General features: G+C 66.8%; 26 protein-coding genes. 9 read left to right on the top strand and 17 right to left on the bottom strand.

All coding sequences use genetic code 11. The annotated features are described in order from the left end of the window. A complete protein-coding gene (fchA, locus tag METUNV2_RS0107075) occupies positions 1–630 on the top strand; it encodes a methenyltetrahydrofolate cyclohydrolase (RefSeq protein ID WP_018228785.1) in 630 nt (209 codons plus the stop codon). Between the two features lie 70 nt (positions 631–700). Here fchA and METUNV2_RS0107070 read toward each other — a convergent pair whose 3' ends face one another. Then, complete coding sequence (locus METUNV2_RS0107070; protein WP_018228784.1) at positions 701–970, bottom strand: hypothetical protein; 270 nt, start codon at positions 968–970, stop codon at positions 701–703. Positions 971–1,111: 141 nt separating this feature from the next. Between METUNV2_RS0107070 and METUNV2_RS0107065 the strand changes: the two genes are divergently transcribed. The 4 genes from METUNV2_RS0107065 to METUNV2_RS0107050 all read left to right on the top strand — a co-directional run bounded on the left by METUNV2_RS0107065 (position 1,112) and on the right by METUNV2_RS0107050 (position 3,312). Continuing rightward, the gene (locus METUNV2_RS0107065; protein WP_018228783.1) at positions 1,112–1,642 is read left to right on the top strand and encodes a gamma carbonic anhydrase family protein; all 531 of its coding nucleotides are present in this window, start codon (positions 1,112–1,114) and stop codon (positions 1,640–1,642) included. A 94-nt stretch (positions 1,643–1,736) separates the two neighbouring features. After that, positions 1,737–1,946 carry a hypothetical protein gene (locus METUNV2_RS0107060; protein WP_008058620.1) on the top strand — a complete coding sequence of 70 codons (210 nt, stop codon included), beginning with the start codon at positions 1,737–1,739 and terminating at the stop codon, positions 1,944–1,946. 99 nt (positions 1,947–2,045) lie between these two features. Next, positions 2,046–2,747, top strand: coding sequence for an SIMPL domain-containing protein (locus tag METUNV2_RS0107055; protein ID WP_018228781.1), 702 nt, complete (start codon positions 2,046–2,048; stop codon positions 2,745–2,747). Next, positions 2,734–3,312, top strand: a complete 579-nt coding sequence (locus METUNV2_RS0107050) for a C40 family peptidase (RefSeq protein ID WP_018228780.1) — start codon at positions 2,734–2,736, stop codon at positions 3,310–3,312. The genes METUNV2_RS0107055 and METUNV2_RS0107050 overlap by 14 nt, the downstream gene beginning before the upstream one ends. Positions 3,313–3,378: 66 nt before the next feature. On the opposite strand, the gene ftsB is transcribed toward METUNV2_RS0107050, so the two are convergent. The 15 genes from ftsB to METUNV2_RS0106975 form a co-directional block, all read right to left on the bottom strand. Beyond that, positions 3,379–3,666, bottom strand: coding sequence for a cell division protein FtsB (gene ftsB, locus METUNV2_RS0107045; RefSeq protein ID WP_018228779.1), 288 nt, complete (start codon positions 3,664–3,666; stop codon positions 3,379–3,381). Between the two features lie 18 nt (positions 3,667–3,684). After that, positions 3,685–4,971, bottom strand: a complete 1,287-nt coding sequence (eno, locus tag METUNV2_RS0107040) for a phosphopyruvate hydratase (RefSeq protein ID WP_008058612.1) — start codon at positions 4,969–4,971, stop codon at positions 3,685–3,687. Positions 4,972–5,030: 59 nt separating this feature from the next. Beyond that, on the bottom strand, positions 5,031–5,873 hold the full coding sequence (kdsA, locus tag METUNV2_RS0107035) for a 3-deoxy-8-phosphooctulonate synthase (protein WP_008058610.1): 843 nt from the start codon (positions 5,871–5,873) through the stop codon (positions 5,031–5,033). An 11-nt stretch (positions 5,874–5,884) separates the two neighbouring features. Then, the gene (locus METUNV2_RS0107030; protein WP_018228778.1) at positions 5,885–7,564 is read right to left on the bottom strand and encodes a CTP synthase; all 1,680 of its coding nucleotides are present in this window, start codon (positions 7,562–7,564) and stop codon (positions 5,885–5,887) included. Positions 7,565–7,640: 76 nt separating this feature from the next. Continuing rightward, positions 7,641–7,835: a Fe-S cluster assembly protein IscX gene (gene iscX / locus METUNV2_RS0107025; RefSeq protein ID WP_018228777.1), complete on the bottom strand. Its 195-nt coding sequence runs from the start codon at positions 7,833–7,835 to the stop codon at positions 7,641–7,643. 11 nt (positions 7,836–7,846) lie between these two features. Then, positions 7,847–8,194 carry an ISC system 2Fe-2S type ferredoxin gene (gene fdx / locus METUNV2_RS0107020; RefSeq protein ID WP_026187948.1) on the bottom strand — a complete coding sequence of 116 codons (348 nt, stop codon included), beginning with the start codon at positions 8,192–8,194 and terminating at the stop codon, positions 7,847–7,849. A 24-nt stretch (positions 8,195–8,218) separates the two neighbouring features. Next, complete coding sequence (gene hscA / locus METUNV2_RS0107015) at positions 8,219–10,081, bottom strand: Fe-S protein assembly chaperone HscA (protein ID WP_018228775.1); 1,863 nt, start codon at positions 10,079–10,081, stop codon at positions 8,219–8,221. Next, positions 10,081–10,641 (bottom strand): Fe-S protein assembly co-chaperone HscB, encoded by a 561-nt coding sequence (gene hscB, locus METUNV2_RS0107010; protein ID WP_018228774.1) that lies wholly within the window; start codon positions 10,639–10,641, stop codon positions 10,081–10,083. Before hscB ends, hscA begins: the two co-directional genes overlap by 1 nt. Further along, the gene (gene iscA, locus METUNV2_RS0107005) at positions 10,634–10,957 is read right to left on the bottom strand and encodes an iron-sulfur cluster assembly protein IscA (protein WP_018228773.1); all 324 of its coding nucleotides are present in this window, start codon (positions 10,955–10,957) and stop codon (positions 10,634–10,636) included. Before iscA ends, hscB begins: the two co-directional genes overlap by 8 nt. Before the next feature lie 90 nt (positions 10,958–11,047). Next, a complete protein-coding gene (gene iscU, locus METUNV2_RS0107000; RefSeq protein WP_018228772.1) occupies positions 11,048–11,452 on the bottom strand; it encodes a Fe-S cluster assembly scaffold IscU in 405 nt (134 codons plus the stop codon). A 72-nt stretch (positions 11,453–11,524) separates the two neighbouring features. Then, a complete protein-coding gene (locus tag METUNV2_RS0106995) occupies positions 11,525–12,736 on the bottom strand; it encodes an IscS subfamily cysteine desulfurase (protein ID WP_018228771.1) in 1,212 nt (403 codons plus the stop codon). Positions 12,737–12,769: 33 nt separating this feature from the next. Further along, entirely contained in the window at positions 12,770–13,909 is a 1,140-nt protein-coding gene (locus METUNV2_RS0106990) for a cysteine desulfurase family protein (protein WP_018228770.1), read from the bottom strand. A 5-nt stretch (positions 13,910–13,914) separates the two neighbouring features. Beyond that, positions 13,915–14,400: a Fe-S cluster assembly transcriptional regulator IscR gene (iscR, locus tag METUNV2_RS0106985; RefSeq protein WP_018228769.1), complete on the bottom strand. Its 486-nt coding sequence runs from the start codon at positions 14,398–14,400 to the stop codon at positions 13,915–13,917. Between the two features lie 100 nt (positions 14,401–14,500). Continuing rightward, positions 14,501–15,274 carry a serine O-acetyltransferase gene (cysE, locus tag METUNV2_RS0106980; RefSeq protein WP_018228768.1) on the bottom strand — a complete coding sequence of 258 codons (774 nt, stop codon included), beginning with the start codon at positions 15,272–15,274 and terminating at the stop codon, positions 14,501–14,503. Positions 15,275–15,375: 101 nt separating this feature from the next. Continuing rightward, positions 15,376–16,122 (bottom strand): RNA methyltransferase, encoded by a 747-nt coding sequence (locus METUNV2_RS0106975; protein ID WP_018228767.1) that lies wholly within the window; start codon positions 16,120–16,122, stop codon positions 15,376–15,378. Positions 16,123–16,183: 61 nt separating this feature from the next. On the opposite strand from METUNV2_RS0106975, the gene METUNV2_RS0106970 reads away from it, so the two are divergent. The 3 genes from METUNV2_RS0106970 to METUNV2_RS0106960 are packed head-to-tail and all read left to right on the top strand — an operon-like array spanning position 16,184 to position 19,944. Next, positions 16,184–16,984, top strand: a complete 801-nt coding sequence (locus METUNV2_RS0106970; RefSeq protein WP_018228766.1) for an inositol monophosphatase family protein — start codon at positions 16,184–16,186, stop codon at positions 16,982–16,984. 25 nt (positions 16,985–17,009) lie between these two features. Next, a complete protein-coding gene (mutS, locus tag METUNV2_RS0106965; protein WP_018228765.1) occupies positions 17,010–19,553 on the top strand; it encodes a DNA mismatch repair protein MutS in 2,544 nt (847 codons plus the stop codon). Between the two features lie 10 nt (positions 19,554–19,563). Continuing rightward, on the top strand, positions 19,564–19,944 hold the full coding sequence (locus METUNV2_RS0106960) for a hypothetical protein (protein ID WP_018228764.1): 381 nt from the start codon (positions 19,564–19,566) through the stop codon (positions 19,942–19,944). A gap of 206 nt (positions 19,945–20,150) precedes the next feature. Here METUNV2_RS0106960 and METUNV2_RS0106955 read toward each other — a convergent pair whose 3' ends face one another. Next, the gene (locus METUNV2_RS0106955; protein WP_018228763.1) at positions 20,151–21,830 is read right to left on the bottom strand and encodes an alkaline phosphatase D family protein; all 1,680 of its coding nucleotides are present in this window, start codon (positions 21,828–21,830) and stop codon (positions 20,151–20,153) included. Between the two features lie 156 nt (positions 21,831–21,986). On the opposite strand from METUNV2_RS0106955, the gene METUNV2_RS0106950 reads away from it, so the two are divergent. After that, complete coding sequence (locus tag METUNV2_RS0106950) at positions 21,987–22,568, top strand: PEP-CTERM domain protein (RefSeq protein ID WP_018228762.1); 582 nt, start codon at positions 21,987–21,989, stop codon at positions 22,566–22,568. The last annotated feature ends 11 nt before the right edge of the window (positions 22,569–22,579 follow it).

The following is a 22,579-nucleotide window of genomic DNA, read 5'->3' as shown; positions in this document are numbered from 1 at the left end:
ATGAGCCAGATCAAGGACAAGCCGGTCACCGCCTTCCTCGACGAGCTCGCTTCCAGCGCGGCCACGCCGGGCGGCGGCAGCGCAGCGGCCATCATGGGCGGCATGGGCGCCGCGCTGGTGAGCATGGTGTGCAACCTCACCATCGGCAAGAAAGCCTATGTCGAGGTCGAAGGCGAAATGAAGTATCTGCTGGCGAAGGCGGAAACGCTGCGCGCCACGCTGACCGACTTCATCCGCGCCGACGTCGAGGCGTTCGACGGCCTGATGGCGGCCTACGGCCTGCCGAAGGACACCGACGAACAGAAGGCCGCCCGCTCGGCCGCGATCCAGGACGGTCTGAAGAAGGCCACCGACGCACCGCTGGCCTGCGCCCGCGCCTGCGCCGACGTGATCGCGCTGTCGCTGATCGCCGCCGAGAAGGGCAACACCAATGTGGTGTCCGACGCCGGCGTCGCCGCGCTGGCCGCGGTCGCCGCGCTGCGCTCGGCTGCGCTGAACGTCGATATCAACGTCCCGAGCATCAAGGACGCCGATTTCGCCGCATCGCGCCGCGCGGAAACCGATGCACTGCTGGCCAAGTGGGTGGCGGAAGCCGACCGCGTGGTCGAGGTGGTCAAGAGCAAGCTCTGACCACCGGCTGTAACTGATCGGGTTCGGGGCGCCTTCGGGCGCCCTTTTTTATTGCCGGCTCCGACCGGCTTTACTGCTGCTGGGCCTGAATCTGCGCCTGCACCCGGTTCAGCCATTCGCGCATGGTCGCCAGCAGTTCGCTCTGGCTGAAGGAACAGCTTTCGCCGGAAAACAGCCGGGCCGACTCAAGCCGCATCAGCAGACCATCGAGCACCTCGCGCCATTTCGCCGGCAGCGCCGTGTCGTTCACGCCGTGGCGGCGCCAGGTGGCAACCAGCGCATCCATGTCGATGCGTCCTGCCTCGAAATCGGCCAGCGAGCGGCCGAGCGCTTCGTTCATGTCATCCATCCTTTCGAAAGGCCGCCCTGCCCCGCTTGCGCGGCCTGCGCTGCATGCGCTGCATGCGCGTACAATCGCGACCCTGGTTGCATTGCACAAAATGTTCGCCGGACCGTCATGGTGCGGCCACCGGGATACCGCATGAGCCTCTACGCCCTCGACGGTCAGGCGCCCGTCGTCCATCCGAGCACCTGGATCGCGCCCAACGCCACCATCATCGGCGACGCCGAACTGAAAGCCGATACCAGCGTGTGGTTCGGCGCGGTCATCCGCGCCGACAACGACCACATCTCGATCGGCGAGCGCTCGAATGTACAGGATGGCGCGGTCCTGCACATCGATGACGGCGTACCGCTCACCATAGGCAGTGATGTGACCATCGGTCACCACGCCATGCTGCACGGCTGCACCGTGGGTGATGGCTCGCTGGTCGGCATCCACGCGGTCATCCTGAACCGGGTGGTGATCGGCCGGCACTGCCTGATCGGCGCCAATGCGCTGATCCCGGAAGGCCGGGTCATCCCGGACCGTTCGCTGGTGCTGGGTTCGCCCGGTCGCGTGGTGCGCCAGCTCAGCGACGAGGAAGTCGCCGGCCTGATGCGCAGCGCCGCCGGCTATGTCGAAAAATCAAGGATCTACCGCGACAGCATGGTCGAAGTGAAGCGCGGCTGACGGCTTCGCACTCTGTTTCGCATCGTCACCAGGGCTCAAGCCCGCCCCCTGCACGGTCGTTAATCCGGAAGATATCTTCATCCGGATGACCGCCATGAGCCAGCGCACCCAGTTCTTCTTCACCGGCGCCCACGTGCTGCCCGCCGTCATGCTCGCCGCCAATGGCGAAGCGGCCGGCGCCGCGGTACTCAGCTATCTGGCCCTGCTCGGCATGGCGCTGCTGTCGGCAGTTGCGGACGAACCCGCCCGCGTGCCGGTGCGCATCAAGGCGGACGAGGAGCGCGACATCCGTCGCCGGCGCTGAGCGCCGACACGTGCGGAAACATCTGCAGCCGCGCCATCCGCGGATACGCCTCATTCCACCCGGCTATACTTCCGCGGTCATCACGACGGCGGGAGCCCCATGAAACATCTTCCCTGGCTGCTGCTCGCAGCCTGCATCAGCACGGCCCAAGCGGCCGACACGCCGGCGCCCCGACGCGAGGGCATCGTGGTCGATCTCAACGCCGACGCCTCACGCTTCGCACCGAACGACCTCGCACGCGCGACCGCCTTCATCGAATTAAACGACGCCACGCCCGGTGCGCTGGCAAAGAAGGTGAATGCGGTCATCCAGTCTTCACTGGCCACCGCCAAGCCCTATTCCACCGTCAAGGTACGCAGCGGCAATACCTCGACCTATCCGGTCTATGGCAAGAACGGGCGCACCATCGAAAGCTGGCGCATGCGCTCTGAACTGCTGCTCGAATCCAAGGACCAGGCCGCGCTGTCGGAGCTGCTGGGCAAGCTGCAGGCGCAGATGGCAGTCGGCCAGCTCACGCTGGAACCGAGCGAAGACGCCGCGCGCGACGCCGAAAACGCCGCCATCACCGATGCCATCGCCGCCTTCAATGCACGCGCGAAAATCGTCGCCGCCTCGCTCGGCGGCAGCTGGCGGGTGGTGCACATGAATGTGAACAACACCTCGGGCATGCCGCCGCCGCGGCCGATGATGCGGGCCAAGGTGGCCATGGCCGAAGCGGCGATGGCCGACATGCCGGTCGAAGCCGGCGAGTCGCGGGTGAGCGTGAACATCAGCGGGCAGATCGAGATTGACCGCAGGTAAGTCCTGGCTTCCGGTACGCGCGCTCGCGCTGGGCACCGGCCTGCTGCTGACCGGCTGCAGCACGCTGCCGCCGCCGGCCGCCACGCCGGAGCCACCGGTGGCCAGGCCGGAACCGGCGCCCGTCCCCCCACCGTCCGGGTCACTGCCGAACGCAGCCGCGCTGCAACTGGCCGACGACACCCATGCGCAGGACGCGGTCATCTACGCACTGGGCCTGATCGGCAACCACTACCGCTTCGGCGGGCGCAATCCGGACAGCGGTCTGGACTGCAGCGGCATGGTGAGCTGGATCTTCGAACAGGTGGCCGGCCTGAAACTGCCGCATAACGCGGCCCGCATCGCCAGCCTGTCACGTCCAGTGGAACGTTCCGCACTGCAGCCGGGTGATCTGGTGTTCTTCAACACCAACGGCAGACACTATTCCCACATGGGCATCTACGCTGGCGAGGGGCGCTTCATCCATGCCCCGAGTACGCGCGGAAAGTATGTGCGTACCGACGCGCTGGACAGCGGCTGGTTCGCATCGCGCATCAGCGGTCTGCGCACGCTGCGGCGTGAGGTCTGAAATGTAGCTGGAGAAGGCGACCTGACGGACGTCAGGCGCCGAAACGGCCCGTGCGTGCAGGCGGAATCAGGGTTTGCTGCTGCGCGGTACCTGCACGAAGGCTTCGCCTGGCTTGACCAGACCCAGTTCGATGCGGGCACGCTCCTCGACCGCGTCGAAGCCGGTCTTGAGGTCTTTCACATCGGCTTCCAGCGCGACGTTGCGCGCCTCCAGCCGGGTGTTGAGCGTGCGCTGGGCTTCCAGCGCGCGCTCCGCTTCCCATGCCTGCAGCCACCCGCCCTTGCCAAGCCAGAGCGGGTACTGCAGTGCGGCGATCAGCGTCACCAGCAACAGCGTGGGCCAGTGACGCACCATGATCGCCGTGCCTGCCGCTTACTTGCGCAGGTTGTAGAACGCCGAAGCGCCCGGGTACCACGCGGTATCACCGAGGTCTTCTTCGATGCGCAGCAGCTGGTTGTACTTGGCGATGCGGTCGGAGCGGCTGAGCGAACCGGTCTTGATCTGCATCGCGTTCAGGCCCACCGCGATGTCAGCGATGGTGCTGTCCTCGGTTTCGCCCGAACGGTGCGAAATCACGGCGGTGTAGCTCGCGCGCTTGGCCATTTCGACCGCGGCAAAGGTTTCGGTCAGCGTGCCGATCTGGTTGATCTTGATCAGGATGGAGTTGGCGATGCCGCGGGCGATGCCTTCCTTCAGGATCTTGGTGTTGGTCACGAACAGGTCGTCGCCGACGATCTGCACGCGGCTGCCCAGACGTTCGGTCAGCAGCTTCCAGCCGTCCCAGTCGTTCTCGGCCATGCCGTCCTCGATGCTCACGATCGGGAACTTGTCGGCCAGCGTGGCGAGGTAATCGACCAGCTGGGCCGATTCCATGGTCAGGCCGGCGCCTTCCAGCACGTACTTGCCGTCCTTGTAGAACTCGGACGCGGCGCAGTCCAGCGCCAGCACCAGATCACGTCCCGGCTCATAGCCGGCGGCCGAGGCGGCGTCGAGAATCATGTTCAGCGCTTCTTCGGCGCTGCCAACGTTGGGGGCGAAACCGCCTTCGTCACCGACCGTGGTCGGGTAGCCCTTCTTGTCGGTGAGCTTCTTCAGCGCGTGGAACACTTCGGCGCCCATGCGCAGCGCTTCGCGGAAGCTGGTCACGCCGACCGGCATGATCATGCATTCCTGGAAGTCCAGGCTGTTGTTGGCGTGTGCGCCGCCGTTGATCACGTTCATCATCGGCACCGGCATGGCCATGCCGCCCGAGCCGCCGAAGTAGCGGTACAGCGGCAGACCGGCCTCTTCAGCCGCCGCCTTGGCGACAGCCATCGACACCGCCAGCGTGGCGTTGGCGCCGAGGCGCGACTTGTTCTCGGTGCCGTCGAGCTCGATCAGGGTCTTGTCGATGAAGGCCTGCTCTTCGGCGTCGAGGCCGATGATGGCTTCGGAAATTTCGGTATTGACGTTCTCGACCGCGGCCAGAACGCCCTTGCCGAGGTAGCGGCCCTTGTCGCCGTCGCGCAGCTCGATGGCTTCGCGCGAACCGGTCGACGCGCCGGACGGCACGGCAGCGCGGCCCATGATGCCCGATTCGAGCAGCACGTCCGCTTCAACGGTGGGATTGCCGCGCGAATCCAGTATCTCGCGCGCGACGACATCGACGATTGCACTCATGGTCGCTCCAAGGTCCTCAGTAAATTATTGCGTTTGAATTGTTATACCGTCCTGCACCTTCACGCGAAGGCGGATTCGAGGAATCCGTGCTTCTTGGTGACGGCGTCAAGATCGCGCAGCTGGGTCAGCAGCGCTTCCATCATCGGCAGCGGCCATGCGTTGGGGCCGTCCGACATCGCTTTTTCGGGATTCGGATGGCTTTCCATGAACAGGCCTGCGATACCCACGGCCACCGCGGCTCGCGCCAGCACCGGCACGAACTCGCGCTGACCACCCGAACAGCTGCCCTGCCCGCCCGGCAGCTGCACCGAATGCGTTGCGTCAAACACCACCGGGCAATCGGTGTTGCGCATGATGGCCAGCGAACGCATGTCGGACACGAGATTGTTGTAGCCGAAGGAGGCGCCACGCTCGCACACCATGATGGTGTCGGCGCCGCCATTCGCTTCCTTCGCCTTGTCGACCACGTTCTTCATGTCGCCCGGCGCCATGAACTGGCCCTTCTTGATGTTCACCGGCTTGCCGGTGGCTGCGCAGGCGTGAATGAAGTCGGTCTGGCGGCAAAGAAAGGCCGGCGTCTGCAGCACATCGACGTACTGCGCGACGATGGGCGCCTCTTCCGCGGTGTGCACGTCGGTCAGCACCGGCACGTTCAGCTCGCGCTTCACGTCGGCCAGGATTTCCAGGCCCTTTTCCATGCCGGGACCACGGTAGCTCTTGCCCGAGCTGCGGTTGGCCTTGTCGAAGGACGACTTGTAGATGAAGGGAATGCCCAGGCGGGCGGTGATTTCCTTCAGCTTGCCGGCCGTATCGAAGGCCATGTCACGCGACTCGATCACGCAGGGGCCGGCGATCAGGAAGAAAGGCTTGTCGAGACCGACATCGAATCCGCACAGCTTCATGGTGTGTCTCCTCAGCTCGCGACCTTGCGCGACGAACGCTTCACCGCACCGCGGGCGTCCTGGCGTGCGATGGCAGCGCGGGCGAAGGCGGAGAACAGCGGATGGCCGGCGCGCGGCGTCGAGGTGAATTCGGGGTGGAACTGGCAGGCGACGAACCACGGGTGGTCCGGCAGCTCGATCATTTCGCACAGCGGATCGGTCGCGTCCTGCGAACGGCCGGACACGCGCAGACCCACCTTTTCCAGCTGGGCGAGGTACTGGTTGTTCACCTCGTAGCGGTGACGGTGCCGTTCGACAATGGTGGCCGCGCCGTAGATGTCGCGCGCCAGGCTGCCTTCCGCCAGATTGCAGTTCTGACCGCCCAGACGCATGGTGCCGCCGATGTCGGACGATTCGTCGCGGCGCTCCACCTTGCCTTCGGCGCTCAGCCATTCAGTGATCAGACCGATCACCGGGTACGGCGAATTGCGTTCGAACTCGGTGCTGTGCGCGCCGGTCAGACCGGCCACGTTGCGGGCGTACTCGACCACCGCCAGCTGCATGCCCAGACAGATGCCCAGATAGGGCACGCCGTTCTCGCGTGCAAAACGGATGGCCGCGATCTTGCCCTCGACGCCGCGGCGGCCGAAACCGCCGGGCACCAGAATGGCGTCCATCGGGTCGAGCAGCGAGCGGCCGCCGTCGCTGGCGCGCTCGATCGCTTCCGAGTCGATGTAGTGAATGTTGATGCGCGAGCGGGTGTGGATGCCGGCATGCACCAGCGCTTCCGACAGCGACTTGTAGGATTCGGTCAGATCGACATACTTGCCGACGAAGGCGATATCGACATCGCGCTCCGGGTGTTCCAGCGCGTCGATCAGTCGGGTCCAGGCGCTCAGGTCGGCCGCGCGGGCCAGAATGTTGAGCTTGTGGCAGACGATTTCGTCCAGCATCTGGTCGTGCAGCATGCCGGGGATCTTGTAGATGCTGTCAGCGTCGGTGACCGAAATGACCGCTTCCGGCTGCACATTGGTGAACAGCGCGATCTTGCGGCGCTCGTCATCCGGCACCACGCGGTCGGAGCGGCACAGCAGCACGTCCGGCTGGATGCCGATTTCGCGCAGTTCCTTGACCGAATGCTGGGTCGGCTTGGTTTTCAGTTCGCCAGCGGTGGCGATGTAGGGCACCAGCGTGAGGTGCATGAAGCAGGTGTTGCCGCGGCCTTCTTCGATGCCCATCTGGCGGATGGCTTCGAGGAAGGGCAGCGATTCGATGTCGCCTACCGTGCCGCCCACTTCGACGATGGCCACGTCAGCGCCTTCGGCGCCGCGTTTCACGTAGGCCTTGATTTCGTCGGTGATGTGCGGAATGACCTGCACCGTCTTGCCCAGATACTCGCCGCGGCGCTCCTTCTTGATCACCGCCTCGTAGATCTGGCCGGTGGTGAAGTTGTTGCGCTTGCCCATCTTGGCGCTGGTGAAGCGCTCGTAGTGGCCGAGGTCGAGATCGGTTTCGGCCCCGTCTTCGGTCACGAAGACCTCACCGTGCTGAAACGGGCTCATCGTGCCCGGATCGACGTTGATGTAGGGGTCGAGCTTGAGGTGGGTGACGCGGATGGAGCGCGATTCCAGGATCGCGCCCAGCGAGGCGGCTGCAATGCCCTTGCCGAGTGAGGACACCACACCGCCGGTGACGAATACGTACTTGGTCATGTATTGCGCTGCAGCGGGAAATGCGCAGTTTACCGGAAAAGCGGCGCACCATGAACACCGGCGTAAGCGGCGGGCGTCAGTCCGCCTCGTCTATCCAGGCCTGCTGGATCGCTTCCAGAATGCGCTCGCCGCAGCGCTTGGGATCGTCGTCAAAGCCGGGCAGCGCCATCACCCACTCCATCAGGTCGGTGAAGCGCACATAGTGCGGATCGACCTCCGGCTTCGCCTCGGTCAGGGCAATCGCGATGTCCAGCGTATCGGTCCATTTCATCGTGTGTCCCCTTACTTCCGGCCGCCGCCTTCGCCGACCATGTTGATCGTGTATTTCGGAATCTCGACCACCAGCGGCGTGCCGGCCACCAGCGCCTGACAGGACAGGCGGGAGTTCGGCTCCAGGCCCCAGGCCTTGTCGAGCATGTCCTCTTCCAGCTCCTCGGCCGGCTCAAGGCTGCCAAAGCCTTCGCGCACGACGACGTGACAGGTGGTGCAGGCACATGATTTTTCGCAGGCGTGCTCGATATCGATTTCGTGAGCCAGCAGCGCGTCGCAGATGGAGGTGCCGGGTTCAGCGTCGATCACGGCGCCATCCGGGCACAGTTCGACGTGGGGAAGAACAACGATCTGGGTCATGCGTATCTCGGTAGACAGTTCTTTTTACAGGGATTCGACGCTGCGGCCAGCCAGCGCGCGCTGGATGCTGCGGTTCATGCGGCGGGCGGCGAATTCGTCGGTGACCCGGCTCAGCGCATCCAGCGCCTTCTTGATCGCAGCGACGTCCTCACCACCGGCAGCGGTCGCGAGGTCGGCCAGCACCGCGTCAATTTCGGCGCGTTCGGCGCCGTCCAGCAGGTCACCGTCGGCGGCCAGCGCGGCACGGGTGGCTTCGCCCAGCCGCTGGGCTTCGACCCGCTGTTCGGCCAACGCACGCGCGCCCATGTCTTCGGTTGCGTGCTCGAAGCCGTCCTTCAGCATGCGTGCGACTTCGTCGTCACCGAGGCCATAGCTCGGCTTGACCTCGATGCGCGACTCGATGCCGGTGCCCAGTTCGCGGGCACTGACGCTCAGCAGGCCGTCGGCATCGACCTGGAAGCTCACGCGGATGCGCGCCGCCCCGGCCACCATGGGCGGAATGCCGCGCAGTTCGAAGCGGGCGAGCGAGCGGCAGTCGCTCACCCGTTCGCGTTCGCCCTGCACCACGTGGATGGCCATCGCGGTCTGGCCGTCCCTGAAGGTGGTGAATTCCTGGGCGCGTGCGGTCGGAATCGTGGAATTGCGCGGAATGACTTTCTCAACCAGTCCGCCCATGGTTTCCAGGCCGAGCGACAGCGGAATCACGTCCAGCAGCAGCCAGTCGTCGCCGGCAGCGCGGTTGCCCGCCAGCACATTGGCCTGGATGGCGGCACCGATGGCCACCACCTTGTCCGGATCCAGATTGGTCAGCGGTTCCTGGCCGAAAAATTCGCCCACTGCGTGCTGTACGTGCGGCATGCGGGTCGCGCCGCCCACCATCACCACGCCCTTCACGTCCTCCGGTGCCAGACCGGCGTCACGCAAGGCCTTGCGGGTGGGCACCAGCGTCTTGTCCACCAGCTTCTTCGTCATGTCGGCAAAGGCGTCTCGCGTCAGCGTGACATCGATTTCCTCGCCGCCCGACAGTTTCAGACCGATATGCACCGCGTCCTGCGCGCTGAGCACTTCCTTCGCGCGCCGCGCTTCCATATACAGCGTGCGCATGTCTTCCAGCCCGGGCGGGCCGATGCGCGAGGCCTCGATCAGCCAGCAATAGACGCGATGATCGAAATCGTCGCCGCCCAGCGCGGCATCACCGCTGGTCGCCAGCACTTCGAATACGCCGCGCGACAGCTTCAGGATGGAAATATCGAAGGTGCCGCCACCCAGGTCATACACCGCGTAAATGCCTTCGGACGCGTTGTCCAGGCCGTAGGCGATGGCGGCGGCGGTCGGTTCGTTCAGCAGGCGCAGCACGTCGAGGCCGGCCAGTTTCGCCGCGTCCTTGGTGGCCTGACGCTGGGCGTCATCGAAGTAGGCAGGCACCGTGATGACCGCGCCGGTCAGCTCGCCGCCCAGACTGGCTTCGGCGCGCACGCGCAGCGTGCGCAGGATGTCGGCCGACACCTCGACCGGGCTTTTCGCACCCTGCGCGGTGCGCAGGCGCACCATGCCCGGCGCGTCCTCGAACACATAGGACATGGATTCGACATGCGCCACGTCAGCCAGACCGCGTCCCATGAAGCGCTTGACCGACGCGACCGTATTGCGCGGATCCTGCGCCTGCGCGGCCTGCGCAGCGTGACCGACCACGGTCGTGCCATCGGCCAGGTAACGCACTACCGACGGCAGCAGCGCCCGGCCCTTTTCGTCGTTCAGCACCACCGGCACGCTGTTGCGCACGGTAGCGACCAGTGAATTCGTGGTGCCCAGGTCTATGCCCACAGCCAGCCGGTGCTGGTGCGGCGCGGTGGATTCGCCCGGTTCGGCGATCTGCAGCAGGGCCATCAGTTTTCCAGTGTTTCGTGTGCTTCGGCGATGTCCTCGCCCAGACGGGCGATGAACATCATGCGGCGCACCGTCGCAGCAGCGGCCGCGGTGTCGTGCGCCTCATCGAGTTCGTGCGCGAGCAGCGCCTCGGCTTCGCGCCGGGCCGCACGCAGATTGCGGGCAAGACTGTCGAGTGCCGCCGGGTCGCGCGCGTCACGCGCCTCGTCCAGCGCCTCGCGCCATTCCATCTGCTGCATCAGGAAGTCGGCCGGCATCGCGGTGTTGTTCTCCGCACCGACATCGACACCCGACAGTTCGAGCAGATAGCGTGCGCGGGTCAGCGGCGCACGCAGCAAGCGGTAGCCTTCGTTGATGCGGGTGGCCCACTGCATGGACAGCCGGCGCTCCTGTTCGGGGCGATGCGCGTGGCGGTCCGGGTGGGCCGCCGACTGCAGCTCGTGGTAGCGCGACTCCAGCGCCCGCTCGTCGATCGCGAAGCGGCGCGGCAGGCCGAACAGTGCGAAGTGGTCGCGGCTGAACAGGTCTGCGTCCGGCAGCGTGCCGGCAGGCTCAGACATTGAAGCTTTCGCCGCAGCCGCACTCGTCCTTCACATTGGGGTTGTTGAACTTGAACCCCTCGTTCAGGCCTTCGCGAACGAAATCCAGCTCGGTGCCTTCCAGATAGGGCAGGCTTTTCGGGTCGATAAGCACCTTGACGCCGTGACTTTCGAACACGAGATCGTCAGTCGCCATTTCGTCGGCGAATTCGAGCTTGTAGGCCATGCCCGAACAGCCGCTGGTGCGCACGCCCAGGCGCAGACCGACACCGCGGCCGCGCTTGGCGATGTAGTTGGCCACATGCCTGGCCGCCTTTTCGCTCAGAGTGACACCCATTCGCGCTCTCCTCAGTTATCCATCGCGCCACGCCCGGCCCGCCGCGCCGGCCCGGAGGCGGCGCACGCGGCAGGCGTAGCGGCTTTCATGTCAGGCTGCGTCGGCCGACGAGGTCGTGCCGTGCTTCTTGCGGTAATCCTCGACCGCCGCCTTGATCGCGTCTTCGGCCAGGATGGAGCAGTGAATCTTCACCGGCGGCAGCGCCAGTTCTTCGGCGATGGCGGTGTTCTTGATTTCCATCGCCTGGTCGAGCGTCTTGCCCTTGACCCATTCGGTCACCAGCGAGCTCGACGCGATGGCCGAGCCGCAACCGTAGGTCTTGAACTTCGCGTCCTCGATGACGCCATCCGCACCCACCTTGATCTGCAGCTTCATCACGTCGCCGCAGGCCGGTGCGCCCACCATGCCGGTACCGACGTCGCCGTCATCCTTGCCGAACGAACCGACGTTGCGCGGGTTCTCGTAGTGGTCGAGCAGTTTGTCGCTGTAGGCCATGTCTTTCTCCTTGTCTTCCTGTCTGTCCCGGATGCGCTCACCTGTTGGCGCATCCGTGGAGTGCCCTTGTTCTCAGTGGTGAGCCCACTGCACGGTGTTCAGATCGATGCCTTCCTTCACCATTTCCCACAGCGGCGACAGTTCGCGCAGCTTGCCGATCTTGCGATGGAGCAGATCGATGGTGAAGTCGACTTCCTCTTCGGTGGTGAAGCGGCCGATCGAGAAGCGGATCGAGCTGTGCGCCAGTTCATCCTCGCGACCGAGCGCGCGCAGCACGTAGGACGGCTCCAGACTGGCCGAGGTACAGGCCGAGCCGGAAGACACCGCCACTTCCTTGATCGCCATGATCAGCGACTCGCCTTCGACATAGGCGAAGCTGATGTTCAGGTTGTGCGGCACGCGCGCTTCCAGGTCACCGTTCACATAGGTCGCCTCGATGTCCTGCAGGCCCTTGAGCAGACGGTCGCGCAGCATGCGCACGCGCTCGTTCTCGGCGCCCATCTCTTCGCGGGCGATGCGGAAAGCTTCGCCCATGCCGACGATCTGGTGCGTCGCCAGCGTGCCCGAGCGCAGGCCGCGCTCATGACCGCCACCGTGCATCTGCGCTTCGAGGCGGATGCGCGGCTTGCGCCGCACGTACAGCGCGCCGATGCCCTTGGGGCCGTAGGTCTTATGCGCCGAAAAGCTCATCAGATCGACCTTGAGCTTGTCCAGGTCGATCGCCACTTTGCCGGTCGCCTGCGCCGCATCGACGTGGAAGATGATGCCTTTCTCGCGGCAGATCTCACCGATCTCGGCGATCGGCTGGATGACGCCGATCTCGTTGTTCACGAACATGATGGACACCAGCACCGTGTCCGGCCGCAGCGCGGCGCGGAAGGCATCGAGGTCGATCAGGCCGTCTTCTTTCGGATCGAGGTAGGTGGCTTCGAAACCTTCGCGCTCCAGTTCGCGGAAGGTGTCGAGCACCGCCTTGTGTTCGGTGCGCAGCGTGATGATGTGTTTGCCCTTGCCCGAGTAGAAATGGGCCGCGCCCTTGATCGCCAGATTGTTCGACTCGGTCGCACCCGAGGTCCAGACGATTTCCTTCGGGTCGGCATTGACCAGCTTGGCCACCTGTTCGCGCGCTTCCTCGACCGCGGCTTCCGCCTCCCAGCCGTAGGCATGGCTGCGCGACGCCGGGTTGCCGAACTGTTCGGTCAGCCACGGAATCATCTTGGCCGCCACACGCGGATCGACCGGCGTGGTGGCCGAATAGTCGAGGTAGATCGGGAATTTCAGCATGTCATCGGCTCCATCAGGTCCTTGTTCGTTCGGTCACGCCGCGGCCATCGCACGCAGGCCGCGGAGCTCGTCCGCCACCCGCGCCAGTGCGCCGCAAAATTCATTCACATCCTGCATCGTGGTCGAGGCGCCCACGCTCACCCGTACCGCACCGCGCGCCAGATCGGCTGCCACACCCATCGCGGTCAGCGTGCGCGACGGTTCGGGCGAGGCGCTGGAACAGGCGGCGCCGCTGGCCACTGCGAAACCGGCGCGGTCCAGCTTGCCGACCAGGGTTTCGCCATCAATGCCGGGCAGCGCGAAATAGCAGGTATTGGGCAGGCGCTCCGCACCGGCGCCGAACACGCTGCCGCCCTGCTCCGCCACGCAGCGTTCGATCAGCGCGCGCTGCGCCTGCATCGCCTCGCGACGCGCGCCGAGCGCAGCCACCGCCTCTTCGCAGGCCACGCCGAAACCGACGATGGCCGCGATGTTCTCGGTGCCTGAACGCAGGCCGCGCTCATGGCCACCACCGGCAATCAGCGGTTCCAGATCGACCCGCTTGTCCAGCACCAGCGCACCCGCACCCTGCGGGCCGCCGATCTTGTGCGCCGACAGCGTCATCGCCGCCACGCCCAGTGCGCGGAAATCCAGCGGAATCTTGCCCAGCGCCTGCACCGCATCGGTGTGCAGCCAGGCGCCCAGCCGCTTCGCCGCAGCGGCGAAGGCGGGAATGTCCTGCAGCACACCGGTTTCGTTGTTCGCGGTCATGACCGACACCAGCTGCGCGCGGGCATCCAGTGCATCCACCTGCACCCGGCCTTCGGCATCGGCCGGCAGTTCGGCCAGCGTCCAGCCGGCACGCACCAGCTGGCGGGCCGGTTCGCGCACACAGGGGTGCTCGATCGCGGACACCTGCACCAGGCCAGGCTTCATGCGGGCCGCCGCGCCCTTGACGAACAGGTTGTTCGCCTCCGAACCACCGCTGGTAAACACCACTTCGGTCGGGTGCGCACCGACCGCGGCCGCCACCTGCGCGCGCGCGTCATCGATCGCACGCCGCGCTGCACGGCCGTATTCGTGCCGGCTCGACGCATTGCCGAAGCGTGCGCCCAGCCAGGGCAGCATCGCCTCGCGCACTGCATCGAGCAGCGGCGCGCTGGCGTTGTGGTCTAGGTAAACCGGGGCAAACATGGGAATCAGACCTGAACCGACACCTGCTCGCTCGAACAGGTACGCGCAACAACGGTGTCGTGCAGCACCACCTTGTGGCTGTTGCGCGCGCGCTGCTGCACCACCAGGTCGTGCAGATGGATGGAATCCAGATAGTCATGCATGTGACGGCTGAGGTTGGACCACAGGTCGTGCGTCATGCAGCGGTGTTCGTCGTGGCAGTTTTCCTTGCCGCCACACTGGGTGGCGTCCAGCGGCTCGTCGACCGCCAGGATGATCTGCGCCACCGAAATGTCGCGCGCGTCGCGCGCAAGACAGTAGCCGCCGCCGGGGCCGCGCACGCTGGCCACCAGTTCCTGCCGGCGCAGCTTGCCGAACAGCTGTTCAAGGTAGGACAGGCTGATGCGCTGGCGCTCGGCCACGCCGGACAGCGTCACCGGGCCGTTTTCCTGGCGCAGGGCGAGGTCGAGCATCGCGGTGACGGCGAAGCGGCCCTTGGTGGTCAGTCTCATGGCGTGAACTCCCGGAAAGCGGTCGGAAACCGGCACGCAGACGCAGGCCGATTCAATTCCCGATCATTTTTGTCGACTTTATAATTCCCGACAAGTTCAGTCAACAATTCGACCGGATCCGCCCGAGGTCCACATGGGCGTGGTCGGCAATCTCTTCCTTCGCCTCGTCGTCCAGCCGGATGCCGGCGCGCTCCAGTTTCTGCAGCAGGCACTCCAGCCGGCGATCGCTTTCCAGCGCGTGATCGACCAGCGCGGTCAGCGCCTTGGACACCGGGTCTTCCATGTCGCGGGTGATGCCGTAGGCGGTGAAGCCGGCCTGTTCGGCCCGCCGACGCCGCTCTTCCTCGGCCCCGCCTCCACCCGCCTCGATGATGCGCGCCGGGTTGCCGACCGCGGTCGCACCGGCCGGCACCGGCTTCACCACCACCGCACAGGAGCCAACCTTGGCACCATCACCCACCTCGAACCCGCCGAGAATCTGCGCACCGGCGCCCACCACCACGCCGCGGCCCAGGGTCGGATGGCGCTTGGCGCCACGGTAGAGCGAGGTCCCGCCCAGCGTGACCGCCTGATAGATGGTGCATTCATCGCCCACCACCGCGGTTTCGCCGATCACCACACCCATGCCGTGGTCGATGAACACGCGCCGGCCCATGGTGGCGCCCGGGTGGATTTCGATGCCGGTCAGCACGCGGCCGATGTGCGACAGGAAACGCCCCAGCCACAGGAAGCCGCGCCGCCAGCAGGCGTTGGCCATGCGGTGGATGAACAGCGCATGGATGCCGGGATAGCAGGTGAGCACCTCGAAGGCCGAGCGCGCGGCCGGATCGCGGTCGAGCACGCTGGCGACGTCTTCGCGCAGGCGTTGGAACATCGTTTTCTTTCCTTGTGGGAAGCCGGCTACGTTGCCGGATCGTTTAAACCCGAGAATTTTAGTCGGTTTTTGTGCACCTGCGAAGGCGCCACCCCGCCCGCTCAGGCGCCGCCGCGCGGCTTGCGTCCGCCGATGGCCTTCAATGCGCCCATCAGCAGATGGAGTTCTTCCGCCTCGACGCCGGCACGACCGAACAGCCGGCGCAGCCGCGGCATCGCCCGGCCCGGATTCACCCGGTCGAGGAAGCCGGACTCGGCCATCAGGTCCTCGAACAGCGCGTACAGGCTTTCCAGCCCCTCGTGCGGCGCAAGTTCGGCCGGTGGCTCGACCGGCATCACCGCGCCGCCGACCGCCACCCGCAGTTCGTGGCACATGATCTGGGCCGCCGCCGCCACATTGAGCGAGCGGTAGGTGTCGCTGGTCGAAATGGTGACCGGCAGCGAGCACATCGCCACTTCCTCATTGGTCAGCCCGGAACTTTCGGTGCCGAACACCAGCGCGACCTCGGCGTCGCCACCGGCCAGCACGCCCGCCAGTTCGACCGCCGCCGAGCGCACGTCGCGCACCGGCAGCGCCATTTCGCGCCGGCGCGCGGTCAGCGCCGCCTGCGCCACGGTGCCGGCGAGCGCCGCCTCGATGCTGTCCACCACCACCGCGCTGTCCAGCACGTCGGTGGCGCCGGAACTCATGGCCACCGCCTCTTCGTGCGGAAAGTGCTTCGGATTGACCAGATAGAGCCGCGACAGCCCCATGACTTTCATCGCGCGCGCACAGGCGCCGATATTGCCCGGATGGGTGGTGTGCGACATGACCACGCGCACGCGGTCGAGGGAAGCGAACGGGTTCATATTAGAATGCAGGGTTTTCCTGCCGAGATGCGGGCCACAAGGTCCGCGTACAGAGACATTCATGCATCCGACGCTCACCACCGCCGTCAAGGCCGCCCGCCGCGCGGGCCAGATCATCACCCGTGCCAGCGAAGATGTGGATCTGCTGAAAGTCAGCAGCAAGCGCCAGAACGATTTCGTGACCGAGGTCGACCGTGCCGCCGAGGACGCCATCATCGGCATCCTGCGCGAGGCCTACCCGGACCACGCCATTCTAGCCGAGGAGAGCGGCGAGTCCGGTTCGAGCTCCGACTACCGCTGGATCATCGACCCGCTGGACGGCACCACCAACTTCATCCACGGCACGCCGCAGTACGCGGTGTCGATCGCGCTGGAGCACCGTGGCCAGATGCAGTCGGCGGTGGTGTTCGATCCGCTGCGCAATGAAATGTTTACCGCCAGCCGCGGCCGTGGCGCCTTCCTGAACGACCGCCGCATCCGCGTGTCGCGTCGTGCCAAGCTGGGCGAAGCGCTGATCGGCACCGGTTTCCCCTACCGCGTGTGGGACCACGTCGACGCCTACCTCGGCATGTTCAAGGACATGATGCAGAAGACCGCCGGCCTGCGCCGCCCGGGCGCTGCCGCGCTGGATCTGGCCTGGGTGGCCTGCGGCCGCTTCGACGGTTTCTTCGAGATCGGCCTGTCGCCGTGGGACATCGCCGCCGGCAGCCTGCTGGTGAGCGAAGCAGGCGGCCTGGTCGGCAACCTGCTGGGCGAAACCGGCTATATGGAAAGCGGCAATCTGGTCGCCGCCACGCCGCGCATCTACCCGGCCCTGCTGCAGACCATCGAACCCCACCTGACCGAAGCGCTGCGCGCCTGACCCGGCCCGGAGCTTCACGACGAGGATGACGAGCGCCGACCTGTCGCAGCACACCCCCATGATGCAACAGTATCTGGGGTTCAAAAGACAGCACCCCGATCTGCTGGTGTTCTACCGGATGGGGGATTTCTACGAGCTGTTCTTCGAGGACGCGATCCGCGTCGCGCGGCTGCTCGACATCACCCAGACCCACCGCGGTCAGTCCGCCGGCCAGCCCATCCCGATGGCCGGCGTGCCTTTTCACGCGGTCGAGCAGTATCTGGCCCGGCTGGTGAAGATGGGCGAGTCGGTGGTCATCGTCGAACAGGTCGGCGACCCCGCCACCTCCAAGAGCCCGGTCGAGCGCGCGATTTCGCGCATCGTCACGCCGGGCACGCTGACCGACGCCAGCCTGCTGGACGAACGCGCCGACTCGCTGCTGATGGCGCTGCACGTCGAGCGTGCCCGCGCCGGCGTGGCCTGGCTCAACCTGGCCAGCGGCGACCTGAAGCTGACCGAGGTCGCCGCCAACGTGCTTCCATCGCTGCTCGACCGGCTGCGTCCGGCCGAACTGCTGGTGGCGGACGTCGATGGCGCACCCGAAGGCAGCTGGGCGCTCACGCCGCGCAGCGCGTGGCAGTTCGACGCGACCGAAGCCACCCGCCTGCTCACCGCCCATTTCGGCAGCCGTGACCTGTCGGCCTTCGACGTGGCCGAGGTGCCGATCGCGCTGGCCGCCTGCGGCGCGCTGTTCAGCTATGCCCAGGCCACGCAGCAGCGTGCGCTGGCGCACGTGACCACGCTGGCGGTCGAGCATGACTCGAACTGGCTGCGCATGGACGCCGCCACCCGGCGCAATCTGGAACTGACCGAAACCCTGCGCGGCGAGGCCTCGCCCACGTTGCTGTCGCTGCTCGACACCTGCGCCAGTTCGATGGGCTCGCGCTGGCTGCGCCGCGCGCTGCATCATCCGCTGCGCGAACGTGCCCGCGCCGACGCGCGGCAGGAGGCGGTGGCCGCACTGCGCGACACCGACCGCGCCGACCTCGTGCACGACGCGCTGCGCGGCATCGCCGACATCGAGCGCATCGCCGCCCGCGTGGCGCTGCGCACCGCCCGGCCGCGCGACCTCTCAAGCCTGCGCGACTCGCTGACGAAACTGCCGGCCATCGCCGACGCGATTCCGCTGGACCGCGGCCTGCTCGACCAGGCGCGCGCCACGCTGGCCCAGCCACCCGCTGCCGCCGGGCTGCTGGCACAGGCGGTGATGGACGAACCGGCGGCCCAGCTGCGGGACGGCCGGGTGATCCGCGCCGGCTTCGATGCCGAACTGGACGAACTGCGCGGCCTGCAGGACAACTGCGGCGAATTCCTGCTGGCGCTGGAAGCGCGCGAACGCGAACGCACCGGCATTGCCAACCTGAAGGTCGAGTACAACCGGGTGCATGGCTTCTACATCGAAGTCACCAACGCCAACGCCGGCCGTGTGCCGGACGACTACCGCCGCCGGCAGACGCTGAAGAACGCCGAACGCTACATCACGCCCGAACTGAAGGCCTTCGAGGACCGCGCGCTGTCCGCCGCCGAGCGCGCCACTTCGCGCGAGAAATTCCTGTACGAACAGCTGCTCGACGCGCTGGCGCCGGAGCTGCCGCAGCTGGGCGACATCGCGCGCGCGCTGTCCGAACTGGACGGCCTGATCGCCTTCGCGCGCGCCGCCCAGCGCCACGACTACTGCCGCCCGCAGTTCGTGGACGAGCCGGAAATCACGATAGAGCGCGGCCGCCATCCGGTGGTCGAACAGCAGGTCGACAGCTTCATCGCCAACGACACGGTGATGCATGACGCACGCCGCATGCTGCTCATCACCGGCCCGAACATGGGCGGCAAATCGACCTATATGCGGCAGGTGGCGCTGATCGCGCTGATGGCGCACTGCGGCTGCCCGGTGCCGGCACGCGCGGCGCGGCTCGGCCCGCTGGACGCCATCCACACCCGCATCGGCGCCTCCGACGACCTGGCGTCCGGCCGCTCCACCTTCATGGTCGAAATGACCGAGGCGGCAGCCATCCTGCATGGCGCGACCGAGCGCAGCCTGGTGCTGATGGACGAAATCGGCCGCGGTACCTCGACCTTCGACGGCGTGGCGCTGGCGCAGTCCATCGCCCGCCATCTGCTGACGCGCAACCGCAGCTGGACGCTGTTCGCCACCCACTACTTCGAACTGACCCAGCTCGCCGCGACACATCCGGTGTGCGCCAACATGCATCTGGACGCGGTCGAGCACGGCAACCGCATCGTGTTCCTGCACGCGATCGAGGACGGCCCGGCTTCGCAGTCCTACGGGATCGAAGTGGCCGCGCTGGCCGGCGTGCCGGGCACGGTGATCCGCGACGCGCGGCGCGCGCTGCAGCAGCTCGAAGCCAGCCGCGTCAATGCCGGCCCGCAGGCCGACCTGTTCGCACCGCCCCCGCCGCCGCCCGAACCGGTGACGCACGCGGCGGTCGACGCCCTCGGCGCGCTCGACCCGGACAGTCTCAGTCCGCGCGAGGCGCTGGACGCGCTGTATGCGCTGAAAAAGCTGCTCTGAGGAGACCGCAATGGCTCACGCCATCATCTGGATCATCGTTGCACTGATGTTCGGCCTGTGGACGCTGATCGCCTGGACCGCCGACAGCGTGCTCGGCTGGCCGGGCTGGAGTGCGCACACGCTGGCGGAATGGCCGCTCTGGCTGGACAGCCTGCATCCGCCCACCTGGCTGGCGCCCTGGGTGCCTGAAGCCTGGCTGGACGATGCCCGCGCCTGGCTGCTGGATGCCGGCCCGGAAATCGAGGAAGCGCTGCGCGCAACACCGGACCTGCGCGACATCGCCGGCTTCATCGTATGGAGCGCCTGGGCCATCGGCACCGGCTCGCTGCTGCTGATGGGCATCGCCGGCAGCGCGGTGGTGAAGATGTTCGGACCGAAAAAGGCCACCTGAGCCGCTGCCGCCCGTCGCAGATTTCGCCTGCAATGCACGCCCGGGCAGGCCATCACGCCTGATGCGCGGCCCCTGCGCAGGCCGGGCTCATTCCCGCAAGACCCGCGCAGGCTTTCCGGCGCCTTGCAGACGTCCGGCCGCTGGGGGCAGCGAGCCGGCCGCGCAATGACACAACCCTTCCCGGACGAGCGGCCCTGCCCCGGCAATCAGGCCGGCATCAGCTTGCGGTTGCCCGCGCCCGGCAGCACCTTCAGCGCCGGACCGTTCTGCAGCACGTAGCTGCGGCTCTTCACCGTGCTGACAAAGCGCCAGTCGCAGCGGCAGGCATCCTCGGTCACCGTGACCACCATGAAGCCACGGCGGGCGGTATCGGCGTACTGCAGCGGGCCGATGATCTGGGTCAGGCCGGCGGCCACCGCCAGCGGGTTCTCGCTCGGGAAATACTCTTCCAGCCCGGGCGAGGTGACCCCCGGCGTCGCGAATTCAACGCCCACCTGGCGGCCGGCGTAATCGGCGAGATCGCTGGCCCAGGCGTTGTGCGTATCGCCGGCCAGCACCACCAGATTCCTGTCCAGTGCGCGGGCGGTGCCGAGCAGTGTCTCGCGGGCGGCGGCGTAGCCGTCCCAGGCGTCGAGGTTGTACGGGATGGCCGGCTGTGCGAGCACCGCGCGCTCCTGCGGCGTCAGCGTGGCCGGTGCGGTCTGCGCCTTCATCACCAACGCGCTGTAGGCCGAGAAGCTGATCTGGCCCAGCACCAGCGGCGCCGGAATGTTCATGCGGCCCATCAGCACCTGCTGTCCCAGCACATCCCAGGTGGTGTCCGACTGCGCCAGCTGCAGGCCCAGCCAGTCCTGCTGTTCGGCGCCCAGCAGCGTACGGTTCGGGTCGGCCATGTCGGCAGCAAAGCGGGCGGCGTCGAAACCGCTGGCGCCGAAGTAGTTCGGGTAGTCCAGCTGCAGGTCGCGGCCGATCACGCGGGTGTCCAGCATGTGCAGCGACAGCAGGCTGCCGAAACGGAAGCTGCGGTAGATGCGCTCCGGGTGCGCCGGATCGGCCACGCGGGTAGGCATCCACTCGTGGTAGGCACGGATGGCCGCGGCGCGGCGGTCAGCGAACGCACCTTCCACGCCCTCGGTGTGGTTTTCCGCGCCTTCGCGCCAGGCGTCATTGGCGATTTCGTGGTCGTCCCACACCGCGATGACCGGCAGCGCCGCGTGCAGGGCCTGCAGGTCGGCGTCGGTGCGGTACTGCGCATAGCGGGTGCGGTAGTCGCCCAGCGTCAGGATTTCGCCAGCCGGCTGGGCCAGCCGGCCCATCGCCGCCGCGTCGCCCGAGGCATAGCCGCCACGCGGGTATTCGTAGATGTAGTCGCCGAGATGGATGGCGACATCGAGGTCGCCCATCTTGGCCGCTTCGGCATACACGTTGAAGTAGCCGGCCGGGTAGTTGGAACAGGAGAACACCGCCAGCTTCACCTGGCCGACCGCGCCGGCGGCCAGCGTGCGGGTGCGGCCGACCGGCGACAGCTGGCCGTCGGCGCGGAAGCGGTAATACAGGCGGGCGGACGCCGGCAGGCCCAGCACATCGGCCTTCACCGTGTAGTCGATGTCTTCGCCGGTGAGCACGCGGCCACGCCGGATGATGCGGCTGAAGCGCTCGTCCAGCGCCACTTCCCACAGCACCGCCACGGTGCCCGGCCGGGTCGGCGACACGCGGGTCCAGATGATGACGCGGTCGGCCAGCGGGTCTCCGCTCGCCACGCCGTGCTGGAACAGGCTGTCGCCGGCGGCCAGCGCGCCAGCCGAACGCACCACGGCCGAACCGGCCAGCGCACCGGCGCCTACGGTGCGGATGAATTCGCGGCGGGAAAACAGGGGACGGGACATCGCGGACTCCGTGCAGTCATTGAACTGGCGCGGAGTGTGGTCAGTGCCGGTGACAGGTGGATGACGGATTGTTGAAGCGGCGGTCGTCCGGCCGACATGCAGACGTCACACAGGCCGCCTATCGTGCGGCGCAGTCAATGCATTCCGGAGTTCGCCATGAAGAACACCCTGCTCGCGCTGAGCGCCGCAATCGGCGCGCTGTGCACCGCCCTGCCCGCCCACGCGGTCACGCTGGAATCGGCCACGCTGAACGGCAATCTGCTGGACAGCTCGTTCAGCACGCCGTCACTGATCGCGCTGGATCTGACGATGGAGAATCACGCTTCGCTCCGCTTCACTTTCACGGTCGACGCTGGCGACATCGCGGCCGGCAGTGCGGCATTCAATTCAGTGCTGCGCGACGTGAGCGGCCTCGGCTTCGGCTCGCTGACCATCGATTACGACCGGGTCAGCCTGATCATCCCGCCCGGTTCGTTGCGGGCAAGCACGGTCGACGGTGATCTGCTGGAATCCAACCACTTCGCCGGTGCGACGGTGACCGAGTTCTATTTCGGCAATCCGTTCGAGGAAGACGGCGTGAGCGACTGGGTCATCGGCTTTGCCGGCCTGAACGCCGGCGACCGCTTCACGCTGGGCATCGCCACCACGCCCGCGGTGCCGGAACCGGACGACTGGGCCATGATGCTGGCCGGCCTGGGCATGATCGCGCTGAGCGCGGCCCGCCGAATCGGCCGCTGAAAAACCTCCGC

This window comes from Methyloversatilis universalis EHg5 (genome assembly GCF_000378945.1).
Lineage (GTDB): Bacteria > Pseudomonadota > Gammaproteobacteria > Burkholderiales > Rhodocyclaceae > Methyloversatilis > Methyloversatilis universalis_A.
This window is presented reverse-complemented; position numbering and strand designations above follow the sequence as displayed.

What these genes read in the sequence shown, in the direction of transcription:
- METUNV2_RS0106970 (WP_018228766.1), top strand. Translation starts at nt 16,184, where the DNA reads ATGCATCCGACGCTCACCACCGCCGTCAAGGCCGCCCGCCGCGCGGGC.
- mutS (WP_018228765.1), top strand. Translation starts at nt 17,010, where the DNA reads ATGACGAGCGCCGACCTGTCGCAGCACACCCCCATGATGCAACAGTAT.
- METUNV2_RS0106955 (WP_018228763.1), bottom strand. Translation starts at nt 21,830, where the DNA reads ATGTCCCGTCCCCTGTTTTCCCGCCGCGAATTCATCCGCACCGTAGGC.
- iscA (WP_018228773.1), bottom strand. Translation starts at nt 10,957, where the DNA reads ATGGGTGTCACTCTGAGCGAAAAGGCGGCCAGGCATGTGGCCAACTAC.
- iscX (WP_018228777.1), bottom strand. Translation starts at nt 7,835, where the DNA reads ATGAAATGGACCGATACGCTGGACATCGCGATTGCCCTGACCGAGGCG.
- iscR (WP_018228769.1), bottom strand. Translation starts at nt 14,400, where the DNA reads ATGAGACTGACCACCAAGGGCCGCTTCGCCGTCACCGCGATGCTCGAC.
- METUNV2_RS0106960 (WP_018228764.1), top strand. Translation starts at nt 19,564, where the DNA reads ATGGCTCACGCCATCATCTGGATCATCGTTGCACTGATGTTCGGCCTG.
- kdsA (WP_008058610.1), bottom strand. Translation starts at nt 5,873, where the DNA reads ATGAAGCTGTGCGGATTCGATGTCGGTCTCGACAAGCCTTTCTTCCTG.
- fdx (WP_026187948.1), bottom strand. Translation starts at nt 8,194, where the DNA reads ATGACCCAGATCGTTGTTCTTCCCCACGTCGAACTGTGCCCGGATGGC.
- METUNV2_RS0107055 (WP_018228781.1), top strand. Translation starts at nt 2,046, where the DNA reads ATGAAACATCTTCCCTGGCTGCTGCTCGCAGCCTGCATCAGCACGGCC.
- METUNV2_RS0106975 (WP_018228767.1), bottom strand. Translation starts at nt 16,122, where the DNA reads ATGAACCCGTTCGCTTCCCTCGACCGCGTGCGCGTGGTCATGTCGCAC.
- cysE (WP_018228768.1), bottom strand. Translation starts at nt 15,274, where the DNA reads ATGTTCCAACGCCTGCGCGAAGACGTCGCCAGCGTGCTCGACCGCGAT.
- fchA (WP_018228785.1), top strand. Translation starts at nt 1, where the DNA reads ATGAGCCAGATCAAGGACAAGCCGGTCACCGCCTTCCTCGACGAGCTC.
- ftsB (WP_018228779.1), bottom strand. Translation starts at nt 3,666, where the DNA reads ATGGTGCGTCACTGGCCCACGCTGTTGCTGGTGACGCTGATCGCCGCA.
- METUNV2_RS0107070 (WP_018228784.1), bottom strand. Translation starts at nt 970, where the DNA reads ATGAACGAAGCGCTCGGCCGCTCGCTGGCCGATTTCGAGGCAGGACGC.
- METUNV2_RS0107060 (WP_008058620.1), top strand. Translation starts at nt 1,737, where the DNA reads ATGAGCCAGCGCACCCAGTTCTTCTTCACCGGCGCCCACGTGCTGCCC.
- METUNV2_RS0106950 (WP_018228762.1), top strand. Translation starts at nt 21,987, where the DNA reads ATGAAGAACACCCTGCTCGCGCTGAGCGCCGCAATCGGCGCGCTGTGC.
- METUNV2_RS0107030 (WP_018228778.1), bottom strand. Translation starts at nt 7,564, where the DNA reads ATGACCAAGTACGTATTCGTCACCGGCGGTGTGGTGTCCTCACTCGGC.
- METUNV2_RS0107065 (WP_018228783.1), top strand. Translation starts at nt 1,112, where the DNA reads ATGAGCCTCTACGCCCTCGACGGTCAGGCGCCCGTCGTCCATCCGAGC.
- METUNV2_RS0106990 (WP_018228770.1), bottom strand. Translation starts at nt 13,909, where the DNA reads ATGTTTGCCCCGGTTTACCTAGACCACAACGCCAGCGCGCCGCTGCTC.
- hscA (WP_018228775.1), bottom strand. Translation starts at nt 10,081, where the DNA reads ATGGCCCTGCTGCAGATCGCCGAACCGGGCGAATCCACCGCGCCGCAC.
- METUNV2_RS0106995 (WP_018228771.1), bottom strand. Translation starts at nt 12,736, where the DNA reads ATGCTGAAATTCCCGATCTACCTCGACTATTCGGCCACCACGCCGGTC.
- hscB (WP_018228774.1), bottom strand. Translation starts at nt 10,641, where the DNA reads ATGTCTGAGCCTGCCGGCACGCTGCCGGACGCAGACCTGTTCAGCCGC.
- eno (WP_008058612.1), bottom strand. Translation starts at nt 4,971, where the DNA reads ATGAGTGCAATCGTCGATGTCGTCGCGCGCGAGATACTGGATTCGCGC.
- iscU (WP_018228772.1), bottom strand. Translation starts at nt 11,452, where the DNA reads ATGGCCTACAGCGACAAACTGCTCGACCACTACGAGAACCCGCGCAAC.